Genomic DNA, 22,787 nt, shown 5'->3' with positions numbered 1-22,787 from the left:
CACCCTGCGGATGCCTCGGACCGTGGTCCGGGGCATCCGCTCTTTCCCTCTGGAGGCACCCGTGGTGCGTTTCCTCGTCGTCCCGCAGTGGCAGGGCTCCCCCGCCACCCGGGCAATGCTCCTCGTCGACGGAGCCACCGCGATCGCCGGAGATCTGCCGCGCGCGGCGACGACGGTGCTCGACGTCCCGGTCGAGGCGGGTGAGTCTCTGGGCACCGGCGTACGCCGGCTGAGCTCACTGCTGCGAACTCGTGAGCTCGTCGCCGAGGCGATGACCGCCGACACCGTGGTGATCGGCGGCGACTGCAGCGTCACCGCCGCCGCTCTCGCGGCGCTCCCAGGCGGCACAGACGACCTCGCGGTCGTCTGGTGCGACGCCCACGCCGATATGAACACCCCCGAGTCCTCACCTTCGGGCGCGTTCTCCGGGATGGCTCTGCGCGCCGTACTCGGCGAAGGAGAGCCTCAGCTGGCGCTCTCACCGGGAGTTCCGCGCGATCGGGTCATCACGGTGGGCATGCGCAACCTCGACGATGAAGAAGTCGCACAGGTCGACGGGCTGACCTCGCTCTCCGTCTCAGATCTCGATTCGGCGGATGCTGTCGCCGATGCCGTCGCGGCGACCGGTGCTCGCAGGGTGTGGGTGCACATCGACGTCGACGTGCTCGACCCGGCCGAGCTGTCCGGGGTGTCGGAGGCCGCGCCTTTCGGCCTCACCACGTCGGCGTTGAGCACCGCGATCCGCCGGCTGCGCGACCGCGTGCCTCTGGCCGGCGCCACGATCTCGGGCTTCGCGCCGCGCACGCCCGCCGACGCCGTCGACGATCTCGGCGCTCTTCTCCGACTCGTCGGTGCCGTGGCGTGACCGACGACTGGCGCCCTGCGGCAGAGGCCGCTCTCGCACGCGGACGCCGTGTCGACCGGCGCATCCCGTCGTTCCTCCTGCGCTCTCCCCTCAGCCGGATCGGCTACTGGTGGGGCACTGCGGTCGGGTGGGTCTGGGGATCGATGTGGAGCACAGGACCTGTGGAACGGCGCAATGGGCTCTGGATCTTCCGCGGCATGCCGGGCTGGACGTACAACCGCGGCGGTGTCTGCGTGGGCGGGTGCTTCCTCACGGGCGACGCCAGGCCCAGCGACGCCATCCTGCGACACGAGGCCGTGCACAAGGCGCAGTGGCTGCGGTACGGGTTCCTGATGCCGGTCCTGTACCTGTTCGCCGGCCGCGACCCGCTGCGCAACCGCTTCGAGATCGAAGCAGGGCTGGAGGACGGCAACTACGTCCGCCGCTCCGGCGCCGATCGTCAGCGCTGAAGCAGGCCGAAGCGCTCGGGGACCCGGATCTGCGTCGGCTGGACACCCAGCTCAGAGGTCAGGTGGTCGACGATGTCCGCCGTGCCCAGGAATCCGCCGAGCAGCGTGACGTGCGTCTCGACCTCGTCATCGCACAGCATCTCGTCGGCCCAGGCGCAAGTCGCCCGCGCCAGCGCCTCGCCCGGCGCGCACGCTCGGCCGGTGCCGGGGGCGCCGGAGCGCTCACCGCGGGCGAGCCAGGTCACGGTCATGCGATCGGGCGCCTCGACACGTGAGATGTCTGCGGACTCCGGCACCTCGATGAAGATCCGTCCCGACGCGCACAGCGGCAGCGTCGCGAGGAACGCCTCGAGCTCGAGCAGCGAACTCTCATCGGCCGTCACCAGATGATGCGCACGGCGACGTGCCGCGCGGCGCTCCGCGCGTGTGCTGCGAGTGTCGAGAGAGGTGCTCATGATGTCTCTATCGTATCACCCAGCCAAGGCTTGCCTAACCTTGCGTTGCGGGTTCGACCAGCGCCGCCCTCAGGGAATCCAGTTCGGCATGCGTCATCCCGTTCGTGCGGAGATAACCGGCGGCCGATCCCCATCGCTCGTCGACCTTCTCGAGGAGGGCGCGCATCACGCGAGCCGGTGACTGGGTCGCGAGAGCGACAGCGTGCACCGCTTCGGGATGCTGCGCACGCAGGTACGCGGCGATGCGCTGCGTCCGCTCCCTCGGCAGCTGCGATTCGGTGAGGGCGTAGTCGGCGATGATCGCCTCACGGTCGGCATCGACCGCCGCGAGCGCGAGGGCCACGGTGACGCCGGTGCGGTCCTTCCCCACCGTGCAGTGCACGAGCGTCGTCTCACCGGTGGCGATGATCCGGATCGCCTCCACGAGACGCTCCCCGCTCTCCTCGAGCAGATGAAGATAGAGGTCGTCGAGGCTCGTGTCGGCTTCGAAGAACGAGCGCACGGAACCGAGGAACAGCGGCAGATGCGTGGTCGCGGGGCCGACGATCTCGGTCGGCTCAGCCGCGATCTCCTCACCGTCGCGCAGGTCGACGATGTGCGAGACCCGTTCGCTCAGGGCACTCGCGCCTGCGGGCGTCGCGCCCGACAGCTGCCCCGAGCGCAGCAGTACGCCCGCCCGGATCCGGCCGCCCGCGGCGGGGATGCCGCCGACGTCCCGGACGTTCGCGACTCCCTCGACGTCGAGGACCGTCATACCTGCGCCTGCGGCGAGCGCGGAGGCACCGGGTAGCGCCCCGCGATGACGATCCGGTTGAACGCGTTGATCGACACGCACGCCCAGCTCAGTGCCGCATACTCCTTCTCGGTGAAGACGCTGCCGACCCGGTCGTAGACCTCGTCGGAGATCCCGTCCTCGGCGATGAAGGTGAAGGCCTCGGCCAGTTCCAGAGCGGCGCGCTCGCGTTCCGTGAAGACGCCGCTCTCGCGCCAGGCGGCGATCTGCATGAGCTCATCCGCGTCGAGGCCCGCTTTGAGCGCACGGTCGACGTGGATACGGGTGCAGAAGCTGCATCCGTTGAGCTGAGAGCAATGGAGCATGACCAGCTCCTTGAGCCGGTCGTCGATGCCGTTCGCCGCGCAGATGTCGCCGACGGTCTTCGAGAACTCGTCGAGGGCGTGATACGCGGCCGGTTCGGTCTTGGAGAGGTGCACTCGCGTCTCGCTCATGCCTCAATGATATTCGCACCGCTGCAGGCGGCGGCCCGTGGAACGGACACCCCCCCAGAATGCGAATTGCACAGTCAAACGGCTAATCGAGTTGCGTATATGGAACTGTGTGGCACAATTCTCTTGCCCGATTGCTCCGCAGTTTCGTCTGAGCAACATGTCGGGAGCAGAATATGCAGGTGGTGATCGACATCAGCGAGTTCAGCTATCTTCCCGCGCAGGCCGAGGTACTCGGGGTTCCGCTCCCCCGCGTCGAACGGCTCTCTCTCGAACTCCCCGACGGCCGGACCCTGAGCGCGCTGCGCTTCGGCACGGAATCCCCGCAGGTCACCCTCTTGCACGGCGCGGGACTCAACGCCCACACGTGGGACACCACGGCGCTCGCGCTGCAGCGACCGCTACTCGCGATAGACCTGGCCGGCCACGGCGACTCCTCCTGGCGAGGCGATGCCGACTACACCGCCCGCCCGCTCGCCGCCGACGTCGCCCTGGCGCTCGATGCGTGGACCACGCATCCGCAGGTCGTCGTCGGGCAGTCGCTGGGCGGGCTCACCGCCGCCGCCCTCGCCGCGTCGCGTCCTGACCTCGTGTCCGAGATCATCGTGGTCGACATCACCCCCGGGATCGACGTCACCGCCGGCCCTGCGGCGCTTCGCGCCTTCTACGAGGGCCCGACCGACTTCGCCACGCGTGAGGAACTCGTCGACAAGGCGATCTCTCTCGGGTTCGGCGGCACCCGCCCTGAGACGGAGCGCGGCGTCTTCCTCAACACGCGTGTCCGCCCGGACGGTCGCATCGAGTGGAAGCATCATTTCGCGCATCTCGCCGCACAGGCTCTCGCCGCACACGATGCGGGAAGCGCCGCAGTGCCCTCGGTCCTGCACGAGACCGGATGGGCGGATCTCGCGGAAGCGTCTGCGCCGATCACTCTGGTCAGGGCGACGGGCGGCTTCGTCAGCGAAGCGGATGCCGACGAATTCCTGCGCCGCGTCCCCGCCGCGCGCGCGATCACTGTGAACGCCACCCACAATGTGCAGGAGACCGCCCCCGCCGAGCTCGCCGCCGTCGTCTCCGCTGTTTTGTGACGTTCCGTTCCGTTCCCGACCCGTACCCGCTCACCCGATCCCTAGGCTCGACCCACCGGCACACAGCACCTGCCGACCGAGAGGAAACCCCATGTTCCGTCGCACCCGACGAATCGCGCTGATCTCGGCGATCGCGGCCACCGCCGTGATCCTCAGCGCCTGCACCGGTTCCGCCGCTCCCGAACCGGAGGCGACATCCACCGGAAAGCCCGATCCCGATGCCACGCTGCAGGTCGGCCTGGTACTCGAGCCCACCAACCTCGACATCCGTCACACCAGTGGCGCCGCCCTCGAGCAGATCCTCATCGACAACATCTACGAGGGGCTGGTCAGCCGCACGGAAGACAACGAGATCGAGGGACGCCTCGCGTCGGACTACGAGGTCTCCTCCGACGGCCTGACCTACACGTTCACGCTGAACGACGGCATCGCCTTCCACAGCGGAACGGCGCTCACCTCCGCCGACGTGGTCGCGTCGTACGAAGCGGTCCGCACCGACGCCACCGTGCAGGGGAACGCGGAGTTCGCCGATGTCGCATCCATCACCGCTCCCGATGCCGCGACCGTGCAGATCGTGCTGAACAAGCCGAACCAGAACTTCCTCTTCGCACTCACCGGCCCCGCCGGTCTGGTGTTCCAGACCGGCGACACCACCGACCTCAAGACGGCCGAGAACGGCACCGGTCCCTTCACGCTCACCCGGTGGAACAAGGGCAGCGCGATCACGTTCGCGCGCAACGACTCGTACTGGGGCGAGAAAGGCCGGAGTTGCAGAGGTCGAGTTCCAGTACATCCCCGACTTCACGGCGGGCGTGAACACGGCGCTCGATGGCGGCGTGCAGGTGCTCACCGCCGTCGACCCGAACCTCGTCACGGAGTTCGAGGGCACCGACTTCACGCTCACGACCGGCCGCACGACCGACAAGGCGACCTTGGCCTTCAACAACGCCAAGGCGCCTCTCGACGACGTCCGGGTGCGCGAGGCGCTGCGGCTCGCGATCGACCACGAAGCACTCGTGGAGGCGGTCGGCGCAGGCACGACTCTGTACGGTCCGATCCCCGAGCTCGATCCCGGATACCAGGACCTGTCCGACGTGATCTCCTACGACCCGGAGAAGGCCAAGGCGCTTCTCAAGGAGGCCGGCCAGGAAGACCTTGAGCTCACCCTGACGATTCCGTCGTTCTACGGCACGACCGTCCCCAAGGTGCTCATCTCGGATTTCGCGAAGGTGGGCGTCACGCTTGACGTCGACTCGGTCGAGTTCCCCGCCTGGCTCGAGGACGTGTACACGAACCATGACTACGACCTGAGCTTCGTGCTGCACGTCGAGCCGCGCGACTTCGGCAACTTCGCCAACCCCGACTACTACTTCGGCTACGACAACCCCGAGGTGCAGAGCCTGTACACGAAGGCGCTGGAGACGGTCGATGCCGATGAATCGGCGAAACTGCTGGCGCAGGCGGCGAAGATCGTGTCGAAGGATCACGCCGCCGACTGGCTCTACAACGGTGAGACGATCACGGCGGTCAGCCCGCTGGTCTCCGGCTTCCCGAAGGACTCGATCAACTCGCGCATCGACCTGGCGGGCGTCACCGTCAGCTCCGAGAAATAGCCGCGATTTGCTCCGCTACGCGCTCGTCCGAGGAGCCCTGCTGATCGCAGGGCTCCTCGTGTCGAGCGTGCTCATCTTCCTCACTCTCCGCGTCTTCCCCGGAGACGTGGCCCAGCTCATCGCGGGCACGCAGGCATCCCCCGCCGAGGTCGAGGCGCTTCGGGAGTCCCTGGGGCTGAATCGGCCGCTGCCTCAGCAGTACGCCGAATGGATCGGCGGCATCCTGCACGGGGATCTCGGCACTTCGCTCCTCTCGGGGGCGTCGGTCAGCGAAGAACTCGCCCTCAAGGCTCAGGTCACGATCCCGCTCGGGCTTCTCGCGCTGCTGATCGCGGTGCTGATCGCCGTTCCCTTCGGCGTGCTCTCCGCACTGCAGCGCGGGCGCCGTGCGGGCACCGCGCTCAGCGTCGGAGCGCAGGCCCTGGCCGCTGTTCCGGTCGTATGGGCGGGCATGATGCTGATCGTCGTGTTCTCCGTGTGGCTGGGCTGGCTGCCGCCTCAGGGATTCCCCCGAACCGGCTGGTCCACCCCGGGGAAGGCTCTCGAATCGTTGATCCTCCCCGCCCTCACGATCGGCATCGTCGAGGGCGCCATGCTCATGCGCTTCGTACGAAGCGCGACCCTGCAGGCCGCAGGCCAGGACTTCGTCCGCACGGCCGCTGCCAAGGGTCTCACCCGCACCCGGGCGCTGATCCAGCACGGCATCCCCGCCGTCGGGTTGTCGATCATCACGGTGCTCGGGTTGCAGATCGCCGGCATCATCGTCGGCTCGGTCGTGATCGAACAGCTGTTCACGCTCCCCGGCATCGGGCGGATGCTGGTCGCAGACGTCGGCACGCGCGACCTGATCAAGGTGCAGAGCGAGCTGCTGGTGCTCACCGGATTCGTGCTGGTCGTCGGGTTCGTCGTCGACCTGCTGCACCGCGCCATCGACCCCCGCCAGCGGGAGGCCGCATGATCCCCCGCTGGCTGCACCGCCTGTGGGCCACCTCGACGGGCCGTTTCGGCCTGATCGTCGTGTCGGTCATCGCGCTGCTCGCCCTCGTCTCGCTGCTGTGGACGCCGTTCGACCCCCAGGCCTCGGAGATCAGAGACCGCTGGCTGCCGCCGAGCTGGCCGCACCTGCTCGGCACCGACGACACCGGCCGGGACATCCTCAGCCTGATCATGGCGGGTGCCCGCACCACGGTCTTCGTGAGCATCGGAGCGGGGGTCGTGGCCACGCTCGTCGGCGTCGTCCTGGCCTCGCTCGGCGCACTCACCGCACGATGGCTGCGCGAGACGATCGCGGTGCTCGTGGACATTCTCATCGCCTTCCCCGTGCTGCTCATCGCCATGATGATCTCCTCCGTGTGGGGCGGCTCGCTCTGGGTCGTGATCTGGTCGGTCGGAATCGGCTTCGGCGTGAACATCGCCCGTGTCACGCGTCCCGAGCTGCGTCGGGTGCAGCAGAGCGACTTCGTTCTCGCCGCGCGCGCATCCGGACTCACGACGAGCCAGAATCTTCTGCGGCACCTGCTTCCCAACGTGGCCCCGGTGTTCATCGTGCAGCTGTCGTGGTCGATGGCGGTCGCCGTGCTCGCCGAAGCCGGGCTCTCCTACCTCGGCTTCGGCGCCTCGGTCACAGAGCCCAGCTGGGGCCTGCTGCTCGCAGACCTGCAGCGCTACATCGGCGTCCATCCGCTCTCGGTCATCTGGCCCGGGCTCGCTATCACGCTCAGCGTGCTGGCCCTCAACCTCCTCGGCGACGGTCTGCGCGAAGCCACCGACCCCACGCTGCGCCACCGCGCGGCCGAAGTGCACACACCGGGGGTGGTCGCATGAGCCTCACGGTCGAAGGACTCGCGATCGAGATCGACGGGCGCCGTGTCGTCGACGGGATCTCGTTCGACGTGCCCGACGGGGCGAAGCTCGGTCTGATCGGCGAGTCGGGATCGGGGAAGTCGCTCACCGCGCTCGCGATCCTCGGGCTGCTGCCCGACGGGGCGCGCGCGAGCGGCAGCATCCGCTGGAACGGCACCGAACTGCTCGGCATGCCCGACCGCGAACTCGCGGCGCTGCGCGGCGACGACATCGGCATCGTGTTCCAGGAGCCGCGCACGGCACTGAATCCGATCCGCACGGTCGGCCGGCAGATCGCCGAGTCGATCCGCATCCACACCGGCATAGGACGCCGGGAAGCGCGTGAGCGAGCCATCGCCGAGGCCGCGCGCGTGCGCCTGCCGGATCCGGAGCGGATCGTCGATCGCTATCCGCACCAGCTGTCAGGGGGCCAGCGACAGAGGGTCGCGATCGCGATGGCCCTCGCGTGCCGCCCCAAGCTCCTGATCGCCGACGAGCCGACCACCGCACTCGACGTCACGATCCAGGCCGAGATCCTGAAGCTGCTGATGGACCTGGTCGAGAACGAGGGCATGTCGCTCATGTTCATCACCCACGACCTCGCGGTGCTCGCCCAGGTCGCGACCGACGGCGTCGTGCTCGAACACGGCCGCGTCGTCGAGGCGGCATCCGTCCGGACTCTACTCACGGCGCCGTCGTCGCCGATCACCCAGGGTCTGCTGCGCGACGCGACCGCGACACTGTGGCGCCCAGACGGGAGGCCGGAATGAGCCTGATCGAGACCCGCGGCCTCAGCCGCGAGTTCGCTGTGCCGAAGCGTTCGGCATGGGAGCGCGGCCGCACTCAGACTGCGCTCGCGCCGACCGATCTCGACATCGTCGAGGGGTCGTCGGTCGGGATCATCGGCGAGTCGGGCTCCGGAAAGTCCACCCTGGTCAAACTGATCCTCGGACTCGACCGTCCGACGAAGGGAACGGTGTCGGTCGACGGTCGCGCAGTGGATGCCACGGCATCCGCCCGATCACAGCACTGGCTGCGCCGCCAGACCGGACTCGTCTTCCAGGACCCCTACGCGTCGCTGGACCCCCGGATGAGCGCGGCGCAGATCATCGGCGAACCGCTGTGGGCGCTGCGCATCGAGGAGGATCACGCGGCGAGGATCCGAGAGGTCCTCGAACAGGTCGGGCTGGAACCCGACATGGCCGATCGCTATCCGCACGAGTTCTCGGGTGGCCAACGCCAGCGCATCGCCCTCGCTCGCGCCATCGTGCATCGCCCCGGCATCCTCGTCGGCGACGAGCCGCTGTCAGCGCTCGACGTCACCGTCCGTGCGCAGATCCTCGACCTCCTGATCGAGTTGCGCCGCACCACCGGACTCACACTCGTGATGGTGTCGCACGACATCGGCGTCGTGCAGAATCTGTGCGATGCGGTGGTCGTCATGAAAGACGGTCGGATCGTCGAGCGCGGAACCACCGAGGAAGTTCTGCGGCATCCTCGGGAGGAGTACACGCAGACGCTGCTCGCGGCGATCCCGGTGATTCCGGACTCAGCGACCTGACCCGAACAGCTTCCGCCGCCGCACCGGCTTCAGAGCCTTCTTCATGTAGATCGTGCCGAGCTCGCGACCGAACTTGTGGCCGACGCGTCCCATCCGCCCCGCCTCGACGAAGCCCAACTTCGCGTGCAGCCGGATGGACGCCTCCGCCTTGCTGTCGCTGATCACCGCGACCATCTCGCGGATGCCGCGCTGCTCGCACGCGTCGATCAGCGCCTTCAGGAGGACTGCTCCCAGCCCTTTGCCGCCGGCTCCCGGACCCAGGTAGATCGAATCCTCGACCGTGTACCGGTAGGCGTTCTTGCCCGCCCAGGGCTGCGCGACCGCGTATCCGAGCACGACGCCTCCCGGTGAGACGGCGACGAGGAACGGCAGCTGCAGCCTGGCGAGCAGAGCGAACTTCTCGCGCCAGTACGGAATGCTGCTGCGCCCCTCATCGAGGGTGACGACGGAGTTGCTCACGAAGTGGTTGTAGATCTCCCGGATGTGCGGGAGATCGGATGCTCGAGCGGGCCTGATCGCGTAGGCGAACACCTCGGGGACCGCAGCGGGGCGAAGATGACGCGGCAGCACGCGACGTCGATCGCCGGGTTCGAACTGCATGCGCTCAGCCTAGAGGGTGCTCGCCGGCGACGCGCCAGTCGATGCCGTCCACTCCCTGCTGCTCGAGCAGCGCGTTCGCGCGCGAGAACGGTCGCGATCCGAAGAAGCCACGGCTGGCCGAGAGCGGCGAGGGGTGCGCCGAGGCGATCGACGGGGTGCCCCCGAGAAGCGGCTGCAGGTTCGCCGCATCCCTCCCCCACAGGATCGCGACGAGCGGCCGCTCGCGTGCGACGAGCGCGCGGATGGCGAGTTCGGTGACCTTCTCCCAGCCCCAGCCGCGGTGCGATGCCGCCTCGCCGGGGCGGACGGTGAGCACCCGGTTCAGCAGCAGAACCCCCTGGTCGCTCCATGCGGTGAGGTCCCCGTGCGGCGCCGGTGGGATGCCGAGATCATCCTGGCGCTCCTTGTAGATGTTGCCGAGGCTCCGCGGCACCGGCCGCACGTCGCGGTCGACGGCGAAGGAGAGGCCGATGGGGTGCCCCGGCGTCGGATACGGGTCCTGCCCTGTGATCAGGACCTTCACATCGGCGAGCGGGCGCTGGAAGGCGCGGAGGACGTGAGGGCCGGCCGGCAGGTAGCCGTTGCCCGCAGCCTGTTCCGCGCGCAGACGCTCGCCGAGCTCGGTGATGACGGGCTGCACAGGCGCGAGAGCCTCCGCCCAGCCCGGATCGATCTGACCGTCCGCCGCCAGCTCGGCGAGGGTGCGGCCTGGCATCACTCGCCCGCGCGCACGCGCAGCGGTCCGCGCGCGAGCAGGTGGTTCGCCGACTGGGCGACCGGGCGCATCGTGATCAGGTCGAGATTCACGTGTCCGGGCGCCTCGAGCGCGTAGGCGATCACATCGGCCACATCGCTCGCCTGCAAGGGCGCCTCCACACCCGAGTACACCGCCTCCGCCGCGATCGCATCTCCCCCGAGACGATTCAGCGTGAACTCCTCGGTGTGCACCATGCCGGGGGCGATCTCGGCGACGCGGATCGGCTCGCCGTTCAGCTCGAGGCGAAGCGCGTGCACGAGCATCGCCTGCGCCGCCTTGGCGGCGTTGTAGCCGCCGCCGCCCGCATATGCGACCTGCGCGGCGGTCGAGGTCACGAACACGGTGTCGGCGTGTCCGTCGACCGCCGCAGCCTTGCGCAGGAGCGGCAGGAGGCCTGCGACCAGACGCTGACTCGCCAGCACGTTGGCGTCGTACATCCACTGCCAGTCGTCGACGGACGCGTCCTCGACCCGATCGGTGCCCCGCGCGCCGCCGGCGACCTGGACGAGCGCGTGCACCGGCCCCGTGGCGGCGATCTCGGAGACGAGCTCGGAGACGGCGTCGGCATCTGTCAGGTCGCAGGAGATCACCTGCGCTCCGGTCTCCGCGGCGAGCGCCGCCAGACGGTCAGCGCGACGCGCGACCCCGACGACATCCCATCCGCGGGTCCGCAGGGCGCGCACCGTCGCCTCGCCGATTCCCGAACTCGCACCTGTCACCACTGCACGCCTGTTCACCATGCCTCCACCGTACGACGTTCCGCGTCAGAACACGGAAGCCGGGTTGTTACGTCACATTTCCCATCCGTTGTTGACACCGGACGTTCTTCCGTACTCTCTCAGCAACGGCACCCGCCACCCACCCGCTTCGACGTTCCAGGGGGAACATCATGTCCGCACCCGAGACCTGGCGTTTCGAGACCAAGCAGATCCACTCCGGCGCCGCTCCCGACCCGGTGACCAAGGCTCGCGCGACGCCGATCTACCAGACCACCTCGTACGTGTTCGACAGCGCGGACCACGCGGCCAACCTCTTCGCGCTCGCGGAGTTCGGCAACATCTACACCCGCATCCAGAACCCCACGCAGGACGTGCTCGAGCAGCGCCTCGCCGCCCTCGAAGGCGGAACCGGTGCGCTGGTGCTCTCCAGCGGACAGGCGGCCTCGACCTTCGCGATCCTGAACATCGCCGAAGCCGGCGACCACTTCGTCGCATCGAGCTCGATCTACGGCGGCACGTACAACCTGTTCAAGTACACGCTCGCCAAGCTCGGCATCGAGGTCACTTTCGTCGAGAACCAGGACGACCCCGAAGAGTGGCGTCGCGCCGTCCGTCCGAACACCAAGCTGTTCTTCGCTGAGACGATCGGCAACCCGCAGATCAACGTGCTCGACATCCGCACCGTCGCCGACATCGCGCACGAGAGCGGCGTTCCGCTCATCGTCGACAACACGATCGCGACCCCGTACCTGATCCGCCCGTTCGAGTTCGGCGCCGACATCGTCGTCCACTCGGTCACGAAGTTCCTCGGCGGCCACGGCACCACGATCGGCGGCGCGATCATCGACGGCGGCACCTTCGAGTGGTCCAAGAACGTCGACAAGTTCCCGGGCCTCACGGTCCCCGACCCCTCGTACCACGGTGCGAGCTACACCGCCGCGGTGGGCGACCCGCTCGCCTACATCATCAAGGCCCGCGTGCAGCTGCTCCGCGACCTCGGCTCGGCCATCGCGCCGCAGAGCGCCTGGAACCTCATCCAGGGCATCGAGACGCTGTCGCTGCGCATCGAGCGCCACGTGCAGAACGCACAGGAGATCGCAGAGTGGCTCGACAACCGTGACGACGTCGCGACGGTCAACTACTCGGGACTGCCCTCCTCCCCCTGGTACGCCGCGGCGAACAAGTACGCCCCGAAGGGCGTCGGCGCCGTGCTGTCCTTCGAGCTCAAGGGCGGTGTCGAGGCCGGTCGCGAGTTCGTGAACAGCCTCTCGCTGTTCAGTCACCTCGCCAACATCGGCGACGTGCGCTCGCTCGTCATCCACCCCGCGTCGACCACGCACGCACAGCTCACCCCCGAGCAGCAGCTCACCGCCGGCGTCACCCCTGGCCTGGTGCGTCTGTCGGTCGGCATCGAGAACGTCGACGACCTCAAGGCCGATCTCGATCAGGCTCTCGCCGCGGCTCGCCGCGTGTCGGAGGCCGCTCGCGCCTGATCTTCGCGTTCGAACGCAGCGGTGCCCCGGATCTCGCTCCGGGGCACCGCTGCGTTCGGCCGGCGCCTCGTGCTCGGCGGGAGCACAGGCGCTCCCGGCGAGAATGGAATCCCCGCACGGAGGAGCCACTGATCGAACCTGCACCACAGCCCCTCGCCGCTCGACGAACACCCAGACGAGCCGCGCGACTTCTCGCGATCACCAGCGTCTGCCTGCTCCTCGCCGTCGTCTGCACCTGGGTGCCCGGAGCCATCGGCACCGCCGGGGCAGCCCTTCTCCCCTGGCTGGGGGTCGCTCTGCTCGGCGCCGTCGTGCTCGCCATCGTCTTCGCCCGGCGCATGCTGTTCCTCGTCCTGATCCCGGTCGTCGTCTGGGCCGTCGCGATCGCCCCCTCCCTGCCGACTCCGGCGACGACGTCCAGCGCGGCCCCGCTCACGATCGTGAGTCAGAACGTGCGCGCGCATTCCGGTGGCGCCGGAGCGTCCGCCGAGGAGCTCGCCGCATCGGGAGCCGACGTGATCGCCCTCGTCGAGCTCGACGGCGACAGCCTCGGGGCCGCGTCCGAGGCCCTCGCCGAGCGCTATCCGCACTCCTACGCCGTCGGCACGGTCGGCGTGTGGAGCAGGTACCCGATCGTGGCGGCCGAACCTCTCACGCTCGGACTCGACTGGAAGCGCGCTCTCCGAGTCGCCGTCGAGGGCCCGGAATCCGAGATCGCGCTCTACGTGCTGCACGCCGCTTCGGTCCGACCGGGTCACCAGGACGGGCGCGACACGATGCTGGCCGGCCTCGCCCGCACCGTGACCGCCGACCCGGCCGACGCGCTCGTCGTCGTGGGCGACTTCAACGCCGCATCCACCGACCCCGCCATGAACGCCCTGCGCACCGGGCTCGACTGGGTGAGGCCGACCGACGGCTCCCTCGGCCTCACCTGGCCCGCCGCCTTCCCGCTCACAAGGATCGACCAGGTCTTCGCGCGCGGAGTGACCGTGCTCTCGTCGACGACGGTTCACGCCGGCAACAGCGACCACCTCGCGACGAAGACCGTGGTCGACGGATAGGCGTAACCTTCGCCGGACTGCGCCCTCGGCGGGCGAGAATGGAACCATGGACTGGCAGACGACTTCGGAAGATACGGTGCCCTCGGCGCCGGTGACGGAGGCCGACGTCCGCCTGCTCCGCGCGCGGCCGCCGGCGACCGGCGCCTGGCGCGACGGCGACCCGGCAGGAGGTCGCAAGTTCCTGTCTTCCGATGCGTTCCGGACCGAGAGCGGCGCCGAGCTGCCCGGCATCCGCGTCGCATTCGAGACCTGGGGCGAGTTGAACGCCGCGCGCGACAACGCGATACTCGTGCTGCACGCTCTGACCGGCGACAGCCACGTCCGCGGGGACGCGGGAGCGGGACACCCCACCGCCGGCTGGTGGGAGGACATCGTCGGACCCGGTGCACCGCTCGACACGGAACGGTGGTTCGTGATCGCGCCGAACATGCTGGGCGGATGCCAGGGGTCGACCGGCCCCGCGAGCATCGCGCCGAACGGCTATGAGTGGGCCTCCCGTTTCCCGTATCTGACGATCCGCGACCAGGTGGCGGCGCAGGTGCGCCTCGCCGATGCCCTCGGCATCGACGCCTGGGCGGCGGTCATCGGCGGATCGATGGGCGGCATGCACGCCCTCGAGTGGGCGCTGATGCATCCCGAACGGGTCGAGCGTCTCGCCGTTCTCTCGTCGCCTCCGATCACCACGGCCGATCAGATCGCTCTGAACACTGTGCAGCTTGAGACGATCCGCATGGATCCGAGGTTCCAAGGCGGCGAGTACTACGACCTCGCCGACGGCGACGGGCCCCACAAGGGTCTCGCGCTCGCGCGCCGCATGGCGCTGTTGAACTACCGCAGCCCGATCGAGTTGAACCAGCGCTTCCAGCGCTCCTGGCAGTCCGACGTCTCACCCCTCGGCCACGGCGGACGCTTCGCCGTGGAGTCGTACCTCGACTTCCACGGCAACAAGTTCACGCGCCGTTTCGACGCGAACAGCTATGTGACTCTCGTCGAGGCGATGAATTCGCACGACGTCGGGCGCGACCGCGGCGGAGTCGAGGAGGCCCTGCGCACGGTGACGGCGAAGACGCTCGTCCTCGGGATCGACAGCGACCGGCTATTCCCCGTCGACGGACAGCATCGCATCGCACGCAGCATCCCGAACACCCTCGACGGCAACGAGGCGGTCGTGCTGACCAGCGACTTCGGCCACGACGGCTTCCTCATCGAGACGGATGCCGTCGGCGGGCATCTCAGCCGGCTACTCGACAGCTAGAGTCCACGGCAGCGTCTGCGTCTCCAGCCGGAGACCTTCCCAGCGGAAGGTCGTCCCTTCGATCCGCGTGACGTAGAACCTCGCCTGGTCCGCCCCGGCGAGTGCGGCGTCCGCGTCGCGGAAGGCGCGCAGATCGTGCAGCGTCACCCAGGTGGGCGGGAACAGGATCCATTCCCCCGCCGCATGGCGCCGCAGCGCCTCGTCCGGCGTGATCCACGCGTGCTCGACCACCTCGGCGGCCGCGGCACGCACCTCGCCGGCTGACGACCTGGCAAGGAAGAACCAGGTGCGGATGCGCCGAGGGATGCCCTCAGGCGGCGTCCAGCTCGACAGCACGACGAGTTCGCCGACGTCGAGACCGACTTCTTCGGACGTCTCGCGGATGGCCGCTCTCCTGGCATCGTCGACTTCCCCCGCTCCCGGCATCCGATCGATCTCTTCGATCCTGCCGCCGGGGAACACCCACGCTCCGGCGAACGATCCGTGCTCCGGGCGGCGCATCAGCAGCACCTCGAGGCCGTGCTCTCCGGTTCGCAACAGGACCACGGTTCCGGCGACCGGCAGCTCTTCGGGGACGTCCATCCCCACACTCTACGACCGGACCTGAGCCGTCCGGACGGGCTCCGCACGATACGACACCACAGCGATCAGCAGACCGGCGAGCGCGAGGGCCGCGCCCGTCCAGGCGGGCGCGGTGAAGCCCCAGCCGAAGGCGATGACCGCGCCGCCGAGAAACGCGCCGAGGCTGTTGCCGATGTTCAGTGCGGAGTGGTTGAGCGCCGCCGCGATCGACTGGTTGTCCTCGGCGACGTCCATGAGCCGCGTCTGGATCGTCGGGCTGAGCACCGACGAGACGAAGCCGACGATGAACACCATGATCGCGAGCGACACGATCCAGAAGGACAACAGGGCCAGCAGCACGAGCACCGCCGCGAGAACCGCGAGGCCGAGCAGCAGGGTGCGCTTGACGCTGATGTCGGCGAGATGACCGCCGACGAGGTTGCCCGCGGTCATGCCGAGTCCCATGAGCACGAGCACGATCGGAACGACCCATTCGGGCGAGCCGGCGATGTCGGTGACGACGGGGGCGATGTAGCTGTACACGGCGAAGAAGCCGCCGAACCCGATCGCGCCGACGCCGAGCGCGAACCACACCTGCCGGATCCGGAAGACGCGCAGCTCGGCTCGCATCGTCCGGCCAGGTTCCCCCGGATGCTCGGGCACGAAGAAGGCGATGCAGAGGGTCGCTAGAGCGAACACGCCCGCGACCACGCCGAACGCGACCCTCCAGCCCCACTGCTGACCGAGGAACGTCCCGAACGGCACGCCGACGACGTTCGCGATCGTCAGTCCGGTGAGGATGAAGGCGACCCCCTTGGCCCGGTTCCCCGGTCCCATGACGTCGGCGGCGACCAGGGCGCCGATGCCGAAATAGGCGCCGTGCGGCAGGCCGGCGAGAAAGCGCGACGCGCCGACCAGCTCGAAGCTGGGCAGCACGACCGTGAGCGCGTTGAAGACGGTCAGTGCGAGCGCGAGGGCGATCATGACGCGGTGCCGCGGAAAACGCGCGACGAACCCGGCGATGGTCGGGGCTCCGACGACGACGCCGAGTGCGTAGAGCGAGATCAGCCAGCCTGCTTGGCTGAGAGCGTCTTCGGGGCTGGATGCCCAGAGCGTCGGGAGAAGGTCGGTCGCGATGTCGGGCAGAAGGCCCATGACGACGAACTCGGTCATGCCGATTCCGAAGCTGCCGATGGCGAGGGAGAGGAGCGCCCTCTTCGCCGCACCCCTCGATTCAGTCGAGGGATTCACCTGTCCATGCTACCGGTCGGGAGATTCGTCGATCGCCTGCTCGAGGCGTTCGATCTTCGCGTCGAGCTCTCCCGAGTATCCGGGACGGATGTCGGCCTTCAGCACCAGCGACACGCGTGACCCGAAGGGCATGACGGCTTCGGTCGCCCGCTTGACGACATCCATCACCGTGTCCCAATCGGGGCCTTCGACCTCGGTGAACATGCTGGTCGTCCGGTGCGGGAGTCCGGATTCCCGGACGACTCTGACCGCGGCGGCGACCGCGTCGTGCACGGAGGCGTCGTCGCGGTCCGAGCCGTCTGACGGGGCGCCGCTGGGTGCGACGGAGAAGGCGATGAGCATGGTCACTCCTTGACTGCGGGTGGGGTGGATGGCACGCGCACGAGAGCGCGGATGCCGACGATGAGAAGGACGAGGAGCAGGATGTTTCGGACGCTCAGCATGAGGATCGGCAGGAACTCGGCCCGCAGCAGAGCGTCGTAGTTCAGCGGGTAGACCAGGCAGGTCAGAGCGGCCAGCGCGAGGACGATGGCCGCGGGAACCTTCGCCCTGGTGCGATCGAGCACCAGCCAGAGGATCACCGGGGCGAAGAGCCAGGTCTGGAACTGCGGCGAGCCGACTTTGTTCACGGCTATCAACGCCACGACGAGCGACAGGGCGAGCGGCGGGAACAGCCGAGAGAACGCGGCTCGCCGAACCGCCTTGACCGCCCCGATCGCGGCCACGGCGAGCGCGACCAGGAGCATGAGCGGTGTGAGCACGGAGCCGACGGCATCCGCACCGGGGGCGACGATCTGGAACGTGAGGATGTCGAAGCTGTACTCGATGCGTGCGCCTCCCGTCATCGCGAGCCAGAGGAACGGCGTCGCCGCCACGGCCTCGATCTGCAGCCCTCGCCCGGTCTGCTCTGTGAGGAAGCCGAAGATCTCGGCGCGGGCGCCGAGCAGGAAGAGGACGGCGACGACTCCGGCGGTCACGAGGGCGGCGGCGAAGAGCATCCGGACCCGCGCCCTGCCTGCGACGATGGCCGCCACGAGCAGCGCACCCGGCCAGATCTTGATCCACGCACCGGCCGTGAGCAGCGCGGCCGCGATGACGGGTCGGCGCGTGAGCCACAACCCGGCGATCACCGCCAACGGCACCGTGACCGCATCGATGCGGTAGAGCGCGATGGGACCGAGGAACAGCAGTGCGGCGCACCAGAACCACGCCGCGATCCGGCGTGGCTGGGCCGAGCTGCGCCTCGTGAGAACTCCGAAAGCAAGCGCGTCGAGCACGGTGATCATGAGCGCCCAGGCGATCAGGTAGGCCCCGGATGCGCCCAGGCCGCCGATCAGAGGCAGCGACAGGATCTTCGCGGCGAGCATGGGCACAAGCGCGAGCTGCGGGTACACCCAGGTCTCGGTGACGCCGACGATCGGCCCGCCGCTCAGAGCCGACGTCGCCCAGGGCTCGTACACGAGCACGACGTCGCCCATCGGCTGGCTGGGCAAGATCCATCCGGCCACGGCGACCACCGCATGCACGAGCAGGAAGGCGGTCCACAGGACAGCCGTGCGCGCGCTGCCCGAGCGCGTCACGCGAGTACGTCCCCGACGGCTCGGGGCAGAGCCCTCGCCACGTCGAGAGCGACCACGGGATGACCGCGGCCCACGACGCCGGCTCCGATGACTCCGGCGGCGATCCGCGCGGCCCGGCCGTGCAGCCAGGCGCCTGCCGCAGCGGCCTCCGCGATGGGACGAGCGGGGTTCGCTGCCAGGACGGCGCCGATCACTCCGGCCAGCACGTCGCCGGTGCCGGCCGTCGCCAGCCACGAGGTGGTCTCCTCGACGGCGAGGACGACGCCGGCTTCATCGGCGATCAGCGTGCGAGAGCCTTTGAGCAGAACTGCGCCGCCGACCGCTCGAGCGACCCGCACGACGGCGTCTTCGCGGCTCTCCCCCGTCGCGGCCGGCAGACGCAGGGTCTCCTGCAGACGCGCGAACTCTCCCGCGTGCGGGGTGATCACGAAAGGAGCGGCTGCGCCGGTCACCAGATCCAGTGCACCGGCGTCGATCACGACCGGAACGTCGCCGGCGAGGATCTCGCGGAGGGCCCGGCTCTCGTCGTCGGTGCGCTCCGCCGGGTCGGTGCCCGACCCGATCACCCAGGCGCCGACGCGCGAACGTCCGGCGTCAGCGCCGACGACGGTTTCCGGACGGCGGGCCAGCACGGCATCCGCCGGCCGTTCCTGGCCGACGTACCGGACGAATCCGGCGCCGGTGCGCCATGCCGCCTCGACCCCGAGCACCGCAGCTCCGGGGTACGCGGCCGACCCCGTGCGCAGCGCCACGACTCCACGCGAGTACTTGTCGTCACTCGGCGTCGGCACATGCACGAACTGCACGGTGTCGCTGCGCGACCAGGTGCGGACATCGACCATGACTCCACGTTAGTGCGACGGCCCTCACCCGGTCGCGAAGACACTACCGTCGAAGCGTGAGCATCCTCTTCTCCCCCTCCACCATCAGATCCGTCACGTTCCGCAACCGCCTGTGGGTGTCGCCGATGTGCATGTACAGCGCCGTCGACGGCGTCGTGCAGGAGTGGCATCACACCCACCTCGCCCAGTTCGCCTCCGGAGGCGCGGGCCTCGTCGTCGCCGAGGCGACCGCCGTCGTCCCCGAGGGGCGCATCTCGCCGCGCGATGCGGGACTGTGGAACGACGAGCAGCGGGATGCCTGGGCTCCCGTGGTGCAGGCGATCCACGACCGCGGGGCGCAGGCCGGGATCCAGCTCGCCCACGCCGGTCGCAAGGCGTCGACCTGGTGGCCCTGGGCGGCCGACCGCGGCTCGGTCCCCGCCTCGGACGGCGGTTGGACGACCGCTGCGCCCTCGGCTGTGGCCTTCGAAGGATTCGCCGAGCCGGTCGCCCTCGACGCCGCCGGCATCGAAGAGATCGTGGCAGCCTTCACCGCGTCGGCCCGTCGCGCGGTGGATGCCGGGTTCGACGTCATCGAGATCCATGGCGCGCACGGCTATCTCCTGCACCAGTTCCTGTCTCCCCTGTCAAATCTCCGCACCGACGAGTACGGCGGAACGCTGGAGAACAGGGCGCGCCTGCTGCTGCGCGTCGTCGATGCCGTGCGCGGCGAGGTCGGCGCCGACGTGCCGCTGTTCGTGCGCATCTCGGCCACCGACCACGCCCCCGGCGGCTTCGACGCGCAGGAGGCGACGTCCGTCGCCACCTGGGCCGAGGAGCACGGCGCCGATCTCATCGACGTCTCCAGCGGCGGGCTCGTCGCCCACCAGCAGATCAGCGTGTTCCCCGGTTACCAGGTCGAGCTCTCCGAGACCGTCCGCCAGGGCGGCCGGATCCCGACCACGGCCGTGGGGCTGATCACGGCGGCGGCCCAGGCCGAGCAGGTGCTCGTCGAGGGCCGGGCCGATGCGATCTTCGCCGGTCGTGAATGGCTGCGTGATCCGCACTTCGCGCTCCGTGCCGCGCACGAGCTCGACGCCGAGGTGGCCTGGCCGCCCCAGTACGAGCGCGCACGCTGGCGCTGACCCGGTTCGGGTGCGCGGTCAGTGACCGCGCACCCGACGGGTCGCGTCGCGGACCTCGCCGACCAGCTCTTCCAGGATGTCCTCGAGGAAGAGCACCGCGATGGTCTCGCCGTGAGCGTCGCGCACCTTCGCGAGGTGGCGACCTGCACGGCGCATGAGGGCGAGCGCGTCCTCGAGATCCGTGTCCTCCTGCACCGGCACCATGTGGTGGATGCGCTTGGCCGGCACGGGTTCGGCGAGCTTCGCGGCGGCGTTCGGACCGTCCGAGGCGCGCAGGATGTCCTTGAGGTGCACGTAGCCGATCGGCGCGCTCGTCTCGTCGACGATCACGTATCGCGAGAACCCGTAGCGCGCGACGGCCTTCTCGATGTCATCCGGCGTCGTCGACGGCGGAAGCGTCACGAGCTGACTCAGCGGCACTGCGATGTCGCGGGCCTTCTTGTCCGTGAACTCCACGGCCGCAGCCACCGCACCCGCCGTGTCGGCGAGAATGCCCTCGCGGCGGGACTGATCGACGATCGTGGCCACCTCCTCGAGCGTGAACGTCGACGCTGCCTCGTTCTTCGGTTCGACGCGGAAGAGACGCAGCACGCCGTTCGCCGAGGCGTTCAGCACCCAGATGACGGGCATGAAGACCTTCGACACCCACACCAGCGGCGGGGCGAGCAGCAGCACGGCGCGATCGGGAACCGAGAAGGCGAGGTTCTTGGGCACCATCTCGCCGAACACGACGTGCAGGAACGACACGATGAGAAGCGTGATCGCGAAGGACACCGCGTCGACCGCGGCATCCGCCCATCCGAAGGCGTGCATGGGCGCCGCAAGCAGGTGGTGGATCGCAGGCTCCGACACATTCAGGATCAGCAGCGAGCAGATCGTGATGCCCAGCTGCGAGGTCGCGAGCATGAGCGTCGCATGCTCCATCGCGAAGAGCGCGGTCTTGGCCGGACGTGAGCCCATCTCGGCACGGGGCTCGATCTGCGAGCGGCGCGCGGAGATGACGGCGAACTCTGCGCCGACGAAGAAGGCGTTGCCGAGCAGCAGCACGACGAGCCAGACGATTCCTGCCCAGTCGCTCATCGCTCCACCCCCTCGGTGTCCGCGCTCGGGACGTAGCGGATGCGGTCGATACGACGGCCGTCCATCCGCACGACCTGCAGGAGCCCGGAATCGAGGGGGACCTCGTCGCCCACGACAGGAACGCGCTCGAGCACGCTCATGACGTAGCCGGCGACGGTGTCGTACACGTCGCCCTCGGGCACGTCGACGCCGGCGCGGCTGCGCAGCTCGTCCGGGCGCAGCTCGCCGGGGAACGTGACGCCGTCTCGGCCCACGATCACTCCGGCCCTGGTGCGATCGTGCTCGTCCGAGACCTCGCCGACGATCTCTTCGACGAGGTCTTCGAGTGTGACCAGTCCCGCCGTGCCGCCGTACTCGTCGACCACCACGGCGAGCTGATAGCCGCGGGCGCGCAGTTCGGAGATGAGTCCGTCGACGTGCACCGTCTCGGGCACGCGCAGCGGCTCGGTGGCCAGGGCGCCGACCGGCACCTCGGCCCGGCGGTCACGCGGCACGGAGATCGCCGCCTTCAGGTGCACGACGCCGGTGATGTCGTCGAGGTCGTCGTCGTACACCGGGAAGCGGCTGTGCCCCGTGCGGCGGGCGAGCTGGATGACGTCGTCCGCGGAATCCCCCGCAGCGATCGCATGCATGCTCGGGCGAGGAGTCATCACGTCGGCGGCTGTGAGACGGGCGAAGGTCAGAGTGCGATCGAGCAGGGTGGCGGTGTCCTCCTCGAGCACACCGGCGCTCGCCGAACGACGCACGAGAGAGGAGAGCTCCTCAGCGGTGCGCGCACCCGAGAGCTCTTCCTTGGGCTCGATGCCCATCCCGCGCAAGACGCCGTTGGCGCTGCCGTTCAGCACGATCACAGCCGGCTTGAACACGGTCGTGAACGCGACCTGGAACGGGATGACGAGCTTCGCCGTCGCGAGCGGCAGCGCCAGCGCAAAGTTCTTCGGGACGAGTTCGCCCAGGATCATCGACAGCGCTGTCGCGACGACCATCGCGACGATGGTCGCTATGGGAGCGATGGCCGCTTCGGGGATGTTCCAGGCCGTGAGAGTCGGCCGCAGGAGATTCGACAGTGCCGGCTCCATCGTGTAACCGGTGAGGAGAGTCGTCAGCGTGATGCCGAGCTGTGCAGCCGAGAGGTGCGTGGATGTGTGCCGGAGTGCGCCGATCGTGAGCGACAGCCTCGTTTCGCCGCGTGCTCGGCGAGCTTCGAGATCGGCACGATCGAGATTGACCAGAGCGAACTCGCTCGCGACGAACAGGCCGGTCCCGATCGTGAGCAGAAGCCCCACGCCCAGAAGGATGTAATCCATCAGAGTCTCCTCTCGCTATCGAGAGGCGGGCGATGGGGCGATCTACTGCAACTGGGAGGG

25 protein-coding genes and 1 pseudogene are annotated in these 22,787 nt (G+C 69.0%); 13 read left to right on the top strand and 13 right to left on the bottom strand.

Annotated features, from left to right (window positions below; genetic code table 11):
- Nucleotides 1-10: 10 nt before the first annotated feature.
- Nucleotides 11-865 carry an arginase family protein gene (locus QFZ53_RS10310; RefSeq protein WP_307296023.1) on the top strand — a complete coding sequence of 285 codons (855 nt, stop codon included), beginning with the start codon at nucleotides 11-13 and terminating at the stop codon, nucleotides 863-865.
- On the top strand, nucleotides 862-1,314 hold the full coding sequence (locus QFZ53_RS10305) for a Fe-S oxidoreductase (protein ID WP_292905260.1): 453 nt from the start codon (nucleotides 862-864) through the stop codon (nucleotides 1,312-1,314). The genes QFZ53_RS10310 and QFZ53_RS10305 overlap by 4 nt, the downstream gene beginning before the upstream one ends.
- Here QFZ53_RS10305 and QFZ53_RS10300 read toward each other — a convergent pair.
- From QFZ53_RS10300 to QFZ53_RS10290, 3 genes are read right to left on the bottom strand one after another with little or no spacing between them, the layout of a single operon-like run.
- A complete protein-coding gene (locus tag QFZ53_RS10300) occupies nucleotides 1,305-1,769 on the bottom strand; it encodes an SIP domain-containing protein (RefSeq protein WP_307296019.1) in 465 nt (154 codons plus the stop codon). The genes QFZ53_RS10305 and QFZ53_RS10300 overlap by 10 nt on opposite strands.
- A 34-nt stretch (nucleotides 1,770-1,803) precedes the next feature.
- The gene (locus QFZ53_RS10295) at nucleotides 1,804-2,523 is read right to left on the bottom strand and encodes a tyrosine-protein phosphatase (RefSeq protein WP_307296016.1); all 720 of its coding nucleotides are present in this window, start codon (nucleotides 2,521-2,523) and stop codon (nucleotides 1,804-1,806) included.
- Complete coding sequence (locus QFZ53_RS10290; RefSeq protein ID WP_292905266.1) at nucleotides 2,520-2,996, bottom strand: carboxymuconolactone decarboxylase family protein; 477 nt, start codon at nucleotides 2,994-2,996, stop codon at nucleotides 2,520-2,522. The genes QFZ53_RS10295 and QFZ53_RS10290 overlap by 4 nt, the downstream gene beginning before the upstream one ends.
- 173 nt (nucleotides 2,997-3,169) lie before the next feature.
- On the opposite strand from QFZ53_RS10290, the gene QFZ53_RS10285 reads away from it, so the two are divergent.
- The 7 genes and pseudogenes from QFZ53_RS10285 to QFZ53_RS10255 all read left to right on the top strand — a co-directional run bounded on the left by QFZ53_RS10285 (nucleotide 3,170) and on the right by QFZ53_RS10255 (nucleotide 9,097).
- A complete protein-coding gene (locus QFZ53_RS10285) occupies nucleotides 3,170-4,081 on the top strand; it encodes an alpha/beta fold hydrolase (RefSeq protein WP_307296011.1) in 912 nt (303 codons plus the stop codon).
- Nucleotides 4,026-4,781 (top strand): annotated as a pseudogene (locus QFZ53_RS10280) (ABC transporter substrate-binding protein); the annotation flags it as partial. The gene QFZ53_RS10285 and the pseudogene QFZ53_RS10280, both read left to right, overlap by 56 nt.
- A gap of 112 nt (nucleotides 4,782-4,893) precedes the next feature.
- Entirely contained in the window at nucleotides 4,894-5,694 is an 801-nt protein-coding gene (locus tag QFZ53_RS10275; RefSeq protein WP_307296009.1) for an ABC transporter substrate-binding protein, read from the top strand.
- Between the two features lie 7 nt (nucleotides 5,695-5,701).
- Nucleotides 5,702-6,652, top strand: coding sequence for an ABC transporter permease (locus QFZ53_RS10270; protein WP_307296008.1), 951 nt, complete (start codon nucleotides 5,702-5,704; stop codon nucleotides 6,650-6,652).
- On the top strand, nucleotides 6,649-7,518 hold the full coding sequence (locus tag QFZ53_RS10265; protein ID WP_292905274.1) for an ABC transporter permease: 870 nt from the start codon (nucleotides 6,649-6,651) through the stop codon (nucleotides 7,516-7,518). Before QFZ53_RS10270 ends, QFZ53_RS10265 begins: the two co-directional genes overlap by 4 nt.
- Nucleotides 7,515-8,306, top strand: coding sequence for an ATP-binding cassette domain-containing protein (locus QFZ53_RS10260; protein ID WP_292905276.1), 792 nt, complete (start codon nucleotides 7,515-7,517; stop codon nucleotides 8,304-8,306). The genes QFZ53_RS10265 and QFZ53_RS10260 overlap by 4 nt, the downstream gene beginning before the upstream one ends.
- A complete protein-coding gene (locus QFZ53_RS10255) occupies nucleotides 8,303-9,097 on the top strand; it encodes an ABC transporter ATP-binding protein (RefSeq protein ID WP_307296003.1) in 795 nt (264 codons plus the stop codon). The genes QFZ53_RS10260 and QFZ53_RS10255 overlap by 4 nt, the downstream gene beginning before the upstream one ends.
- Here QFZ53_RS10255 and QFZ53_RS10250 read toward each other — a convergent pair.
- The 3 genes from QFZ53_RS10250 to QFZ53_RS10240 are packed head-to-tail and all read right to left on the bottom strand — an operon-like array spanning nucleotide 9,086 to nucleotide 11,194.
- Nucleotides 9,086-9,697 (bottom strand): GNAT family N-acetyltransferase, encoded by a 612-nt coding sequence (locus QFZ53_RS10250; RefSeq protein WP_292905280.1) that lies wholly within the window; start codon nucleotides 9,695-9,697, stop codon nucleotides 9,086-9,088. The genes QFZ53_RS10255 and QFZ53_RS10250 overlap by 12 nt on opposite strands.
- Nucleotides 9,698-9,701: 4 nt before the next feature.
- Nucleotides 9,702-10,412, bottom strand: coding sequence for a uracil-DNA glycosylase (locus tag QFZ53_RS10245; protein WP_292905282.1), 711 nt, complete (start codon nucleotides 10,410-10,412; stop codon nucleotides 9,702-9,704).
- A complete protein-coding gene (locus QFZ53_RS10240; RefSeq protein ID WP_307295998.1) occupies nucleotides 10,412-11,194 on the bottom strand; it encodes an SDR family oxidoreductase in 783 nt (260 codons plus the stop codon). The genes QFZ53_RS10245 and QFZ53_RS10240 overlap by 1 nt, the downstream gene beginning before the upstream one ends.
- 149 nt (nucleotides 11,195-11,343) lie before the next feature.
- On the opposite strand from QFZ53_RS10240, the gene QFZ53_RS10235 reads away from it, so the two are divergent.
- From QFZ53_RS10235 to metX, 3 genes are all read left to right on the top strand, one after another.
- Complete coding sequence (locus QFZ53_RS10235; RefSeq protein ID WP_307295996.1) at nucleotides 11,344-12,666, top strand: bifunctional o-acetylhomoserine/o-acetylserine sulfhydrylase; 1,323 nt, start codon at nucleotides 11,344-11,346, stop codon at nucleotides 12,664-12,666.
- Between the two features lie 239 nt (nucleotides 12,667-12,905).
- Nucleotides 12,906-13,727 (top strand): endonuclease/exonuclease/phosphatase family protein, encoded by an 822-nt coding sequence (locus tag QFZ53_RS10230; RefSeq protein WP_307295992.1) that lies wholly within the window; start codon nucleotides 12,906-12,908, stop codon nucleotides 13,725-13,727.
- Nucleotides 13,728-13,773: 46 nt separating this feature from the next.
- Nucleotides 13,774-14,982 carry a homoserine O-acetyltransferase MetX gene (gene metX / locus QFZ53_RS10225; protein WP_307295987.1) on the top strand — a complete coding sequence of 403 codons (1,209 nt, stop codon included), beginning with the start codon at nucleotides 13,774-13,776 and terminating at the stop codon, nucleotides 14,980-14,982.
- Here the strand turns inward: metX and QFZ53_RS10220 are convergent.
- From QFZ53_RS10220 to QFZ53_RS10200, 5 genes are read right to left on the bottom strand one after another with little or no spacing between them, the layout of a single operon-like run.
- The gene (locus tag QFZ53_RS10220; RefSeq protein WP_307295985.1) at nucleotides 14,968-15,564 is read right to left on the bottom strand and encodes an NUDIX hydrolase; all 597 of its coding nucleotides are present in this window, start codon (nucleotides 15,562-15,564) and stop codon (nucleotides 14,968-14,970) included. The two genes, metX and QFZ53_RS10220, sit on opposite strands and share 15 nt — an antisense overlap.
- Before the next feature lie 9 nt (nucleotides 15,565-15,573).
- Nucleotides 15,574-16,794: an MFS transporter gene (locus QFZ53_RS10215; RefSeq protein WP_307295982.1), complete on the bottom strand. Its 1,221-nt coding sequence runs from the start codon at nucleotides 16,792-16,794 to the stop codon at nucleotides 15,574-15,576.
- A 9-nt stretch (nucleotides 16,795-16,803) separates the two neighbouring features.
- The gene (locus QFZ53_RS10210; protein ID WP_307295980.1) at nucleotides 16,804-17,136 is read right to left on the bottom strand and encodes a thiamine-binding protein; all 333 of its coding nucleotides are present in this window, start codon (nucleotides 17,134-17,136) and stop codon (nucleotides 16,804-16,806) included.
- A 2-nt stretch (nucleotides 17,137-17,138) separates the two neighbouring features.
- Entirely contained in the window at nucleotides 17,139-18,374 is a 1,236-nt protein-coding gene (locus QFZ53_RS10205) for a hypothetical protein (protein ID WP_307295977.1), read from the bottom strand.
- On the bottom strand, nucleotides 18,371-19,216 hold the full coding sequence (locus QFZ53_RS10200; protein ID WP_307295976.1) for an ADP-dependent NAD(P)H-hydrate dehydratase: 846 nt from the start codon (nucleotides 19,214-19,216) through the stop codon (nucleotides 18,371-18,373). The genes QFZ53_RS10205 and QFZ53_RS10200 overlap by 4 nt, the downstream gene beginning before the upstream one ends.
- Nucleotides 19,217-19,272: 56 nt before the next feature.
- Between QFZ53_RS10200 and QFZ53_RS10195 the strand changes: the two genes are divergently transcribed.
- A complete protein-coding gene (locus QFZ53_RS10195) occupies nucleotides 19,273-20,340 on the top strand; it encodes an NADH:flavin oxidoreductase/NADH oxidase (RefSeq protein WP_307295975.1) in 1,068 nt (355 codons plus the stop codon).
- An 18-nt stretch (nucleotides 20,341-20,358) separates the two neighbouring features.
- On the opposite strand, the gene QFZ53_RS10190 is transcribed toward QFZ53_RS10195, so the two are convergent.
- Both QFZ53_RS10190 and QFZ53_RS10185 read right to left on the bottom strand, forming a co-directional pair.
- Nucleotides 20,359-21,420 carry a hemolysin family protein gene (locus tag QFZ53_RS10190; protein ID WP_307295972.1) on the bottom strand — a complete coding sequence of 354 codons (1,062 nt, stop codon included), beginning with the start codon at nucleotides 21,418-21,420 and terminating at the stop codon, nucleotides 20,359-20,361.
- Nucleotides 21,417-22,727 (bottom strand): hemolysin family protein, encoded by a 1,311-nt coding sequence (locus QFZ53_RS10185; protein ID WP_307295969.1) that lies wholly within the window; start codon nucleotides 22,725-22,727, stop codon nucleotides 21,417-21,419. The genes QFZ53_RS10190 and QFZ53_RS10185 overlap by 4 nt, the downstream gene beginning before the upstream one ends.
- Nucleotides 22,728-22,787 lie beyond the last annotated feature (60 nt).

Source organism: Microbacterium natoriense (assembly GCF_030816295.1).
GTDB classification, from domain to species: Bacteria; Actinomycetota; Actinomycetes; order Actinomycetales; family Microbacteriaceae; genus Microbacterium; species Microbacterium natoriense_A.
Note: the sequence above shows the minus strand (reverse complement) of the source record. Positions and strands in the feature narration are given on the sequence as shown.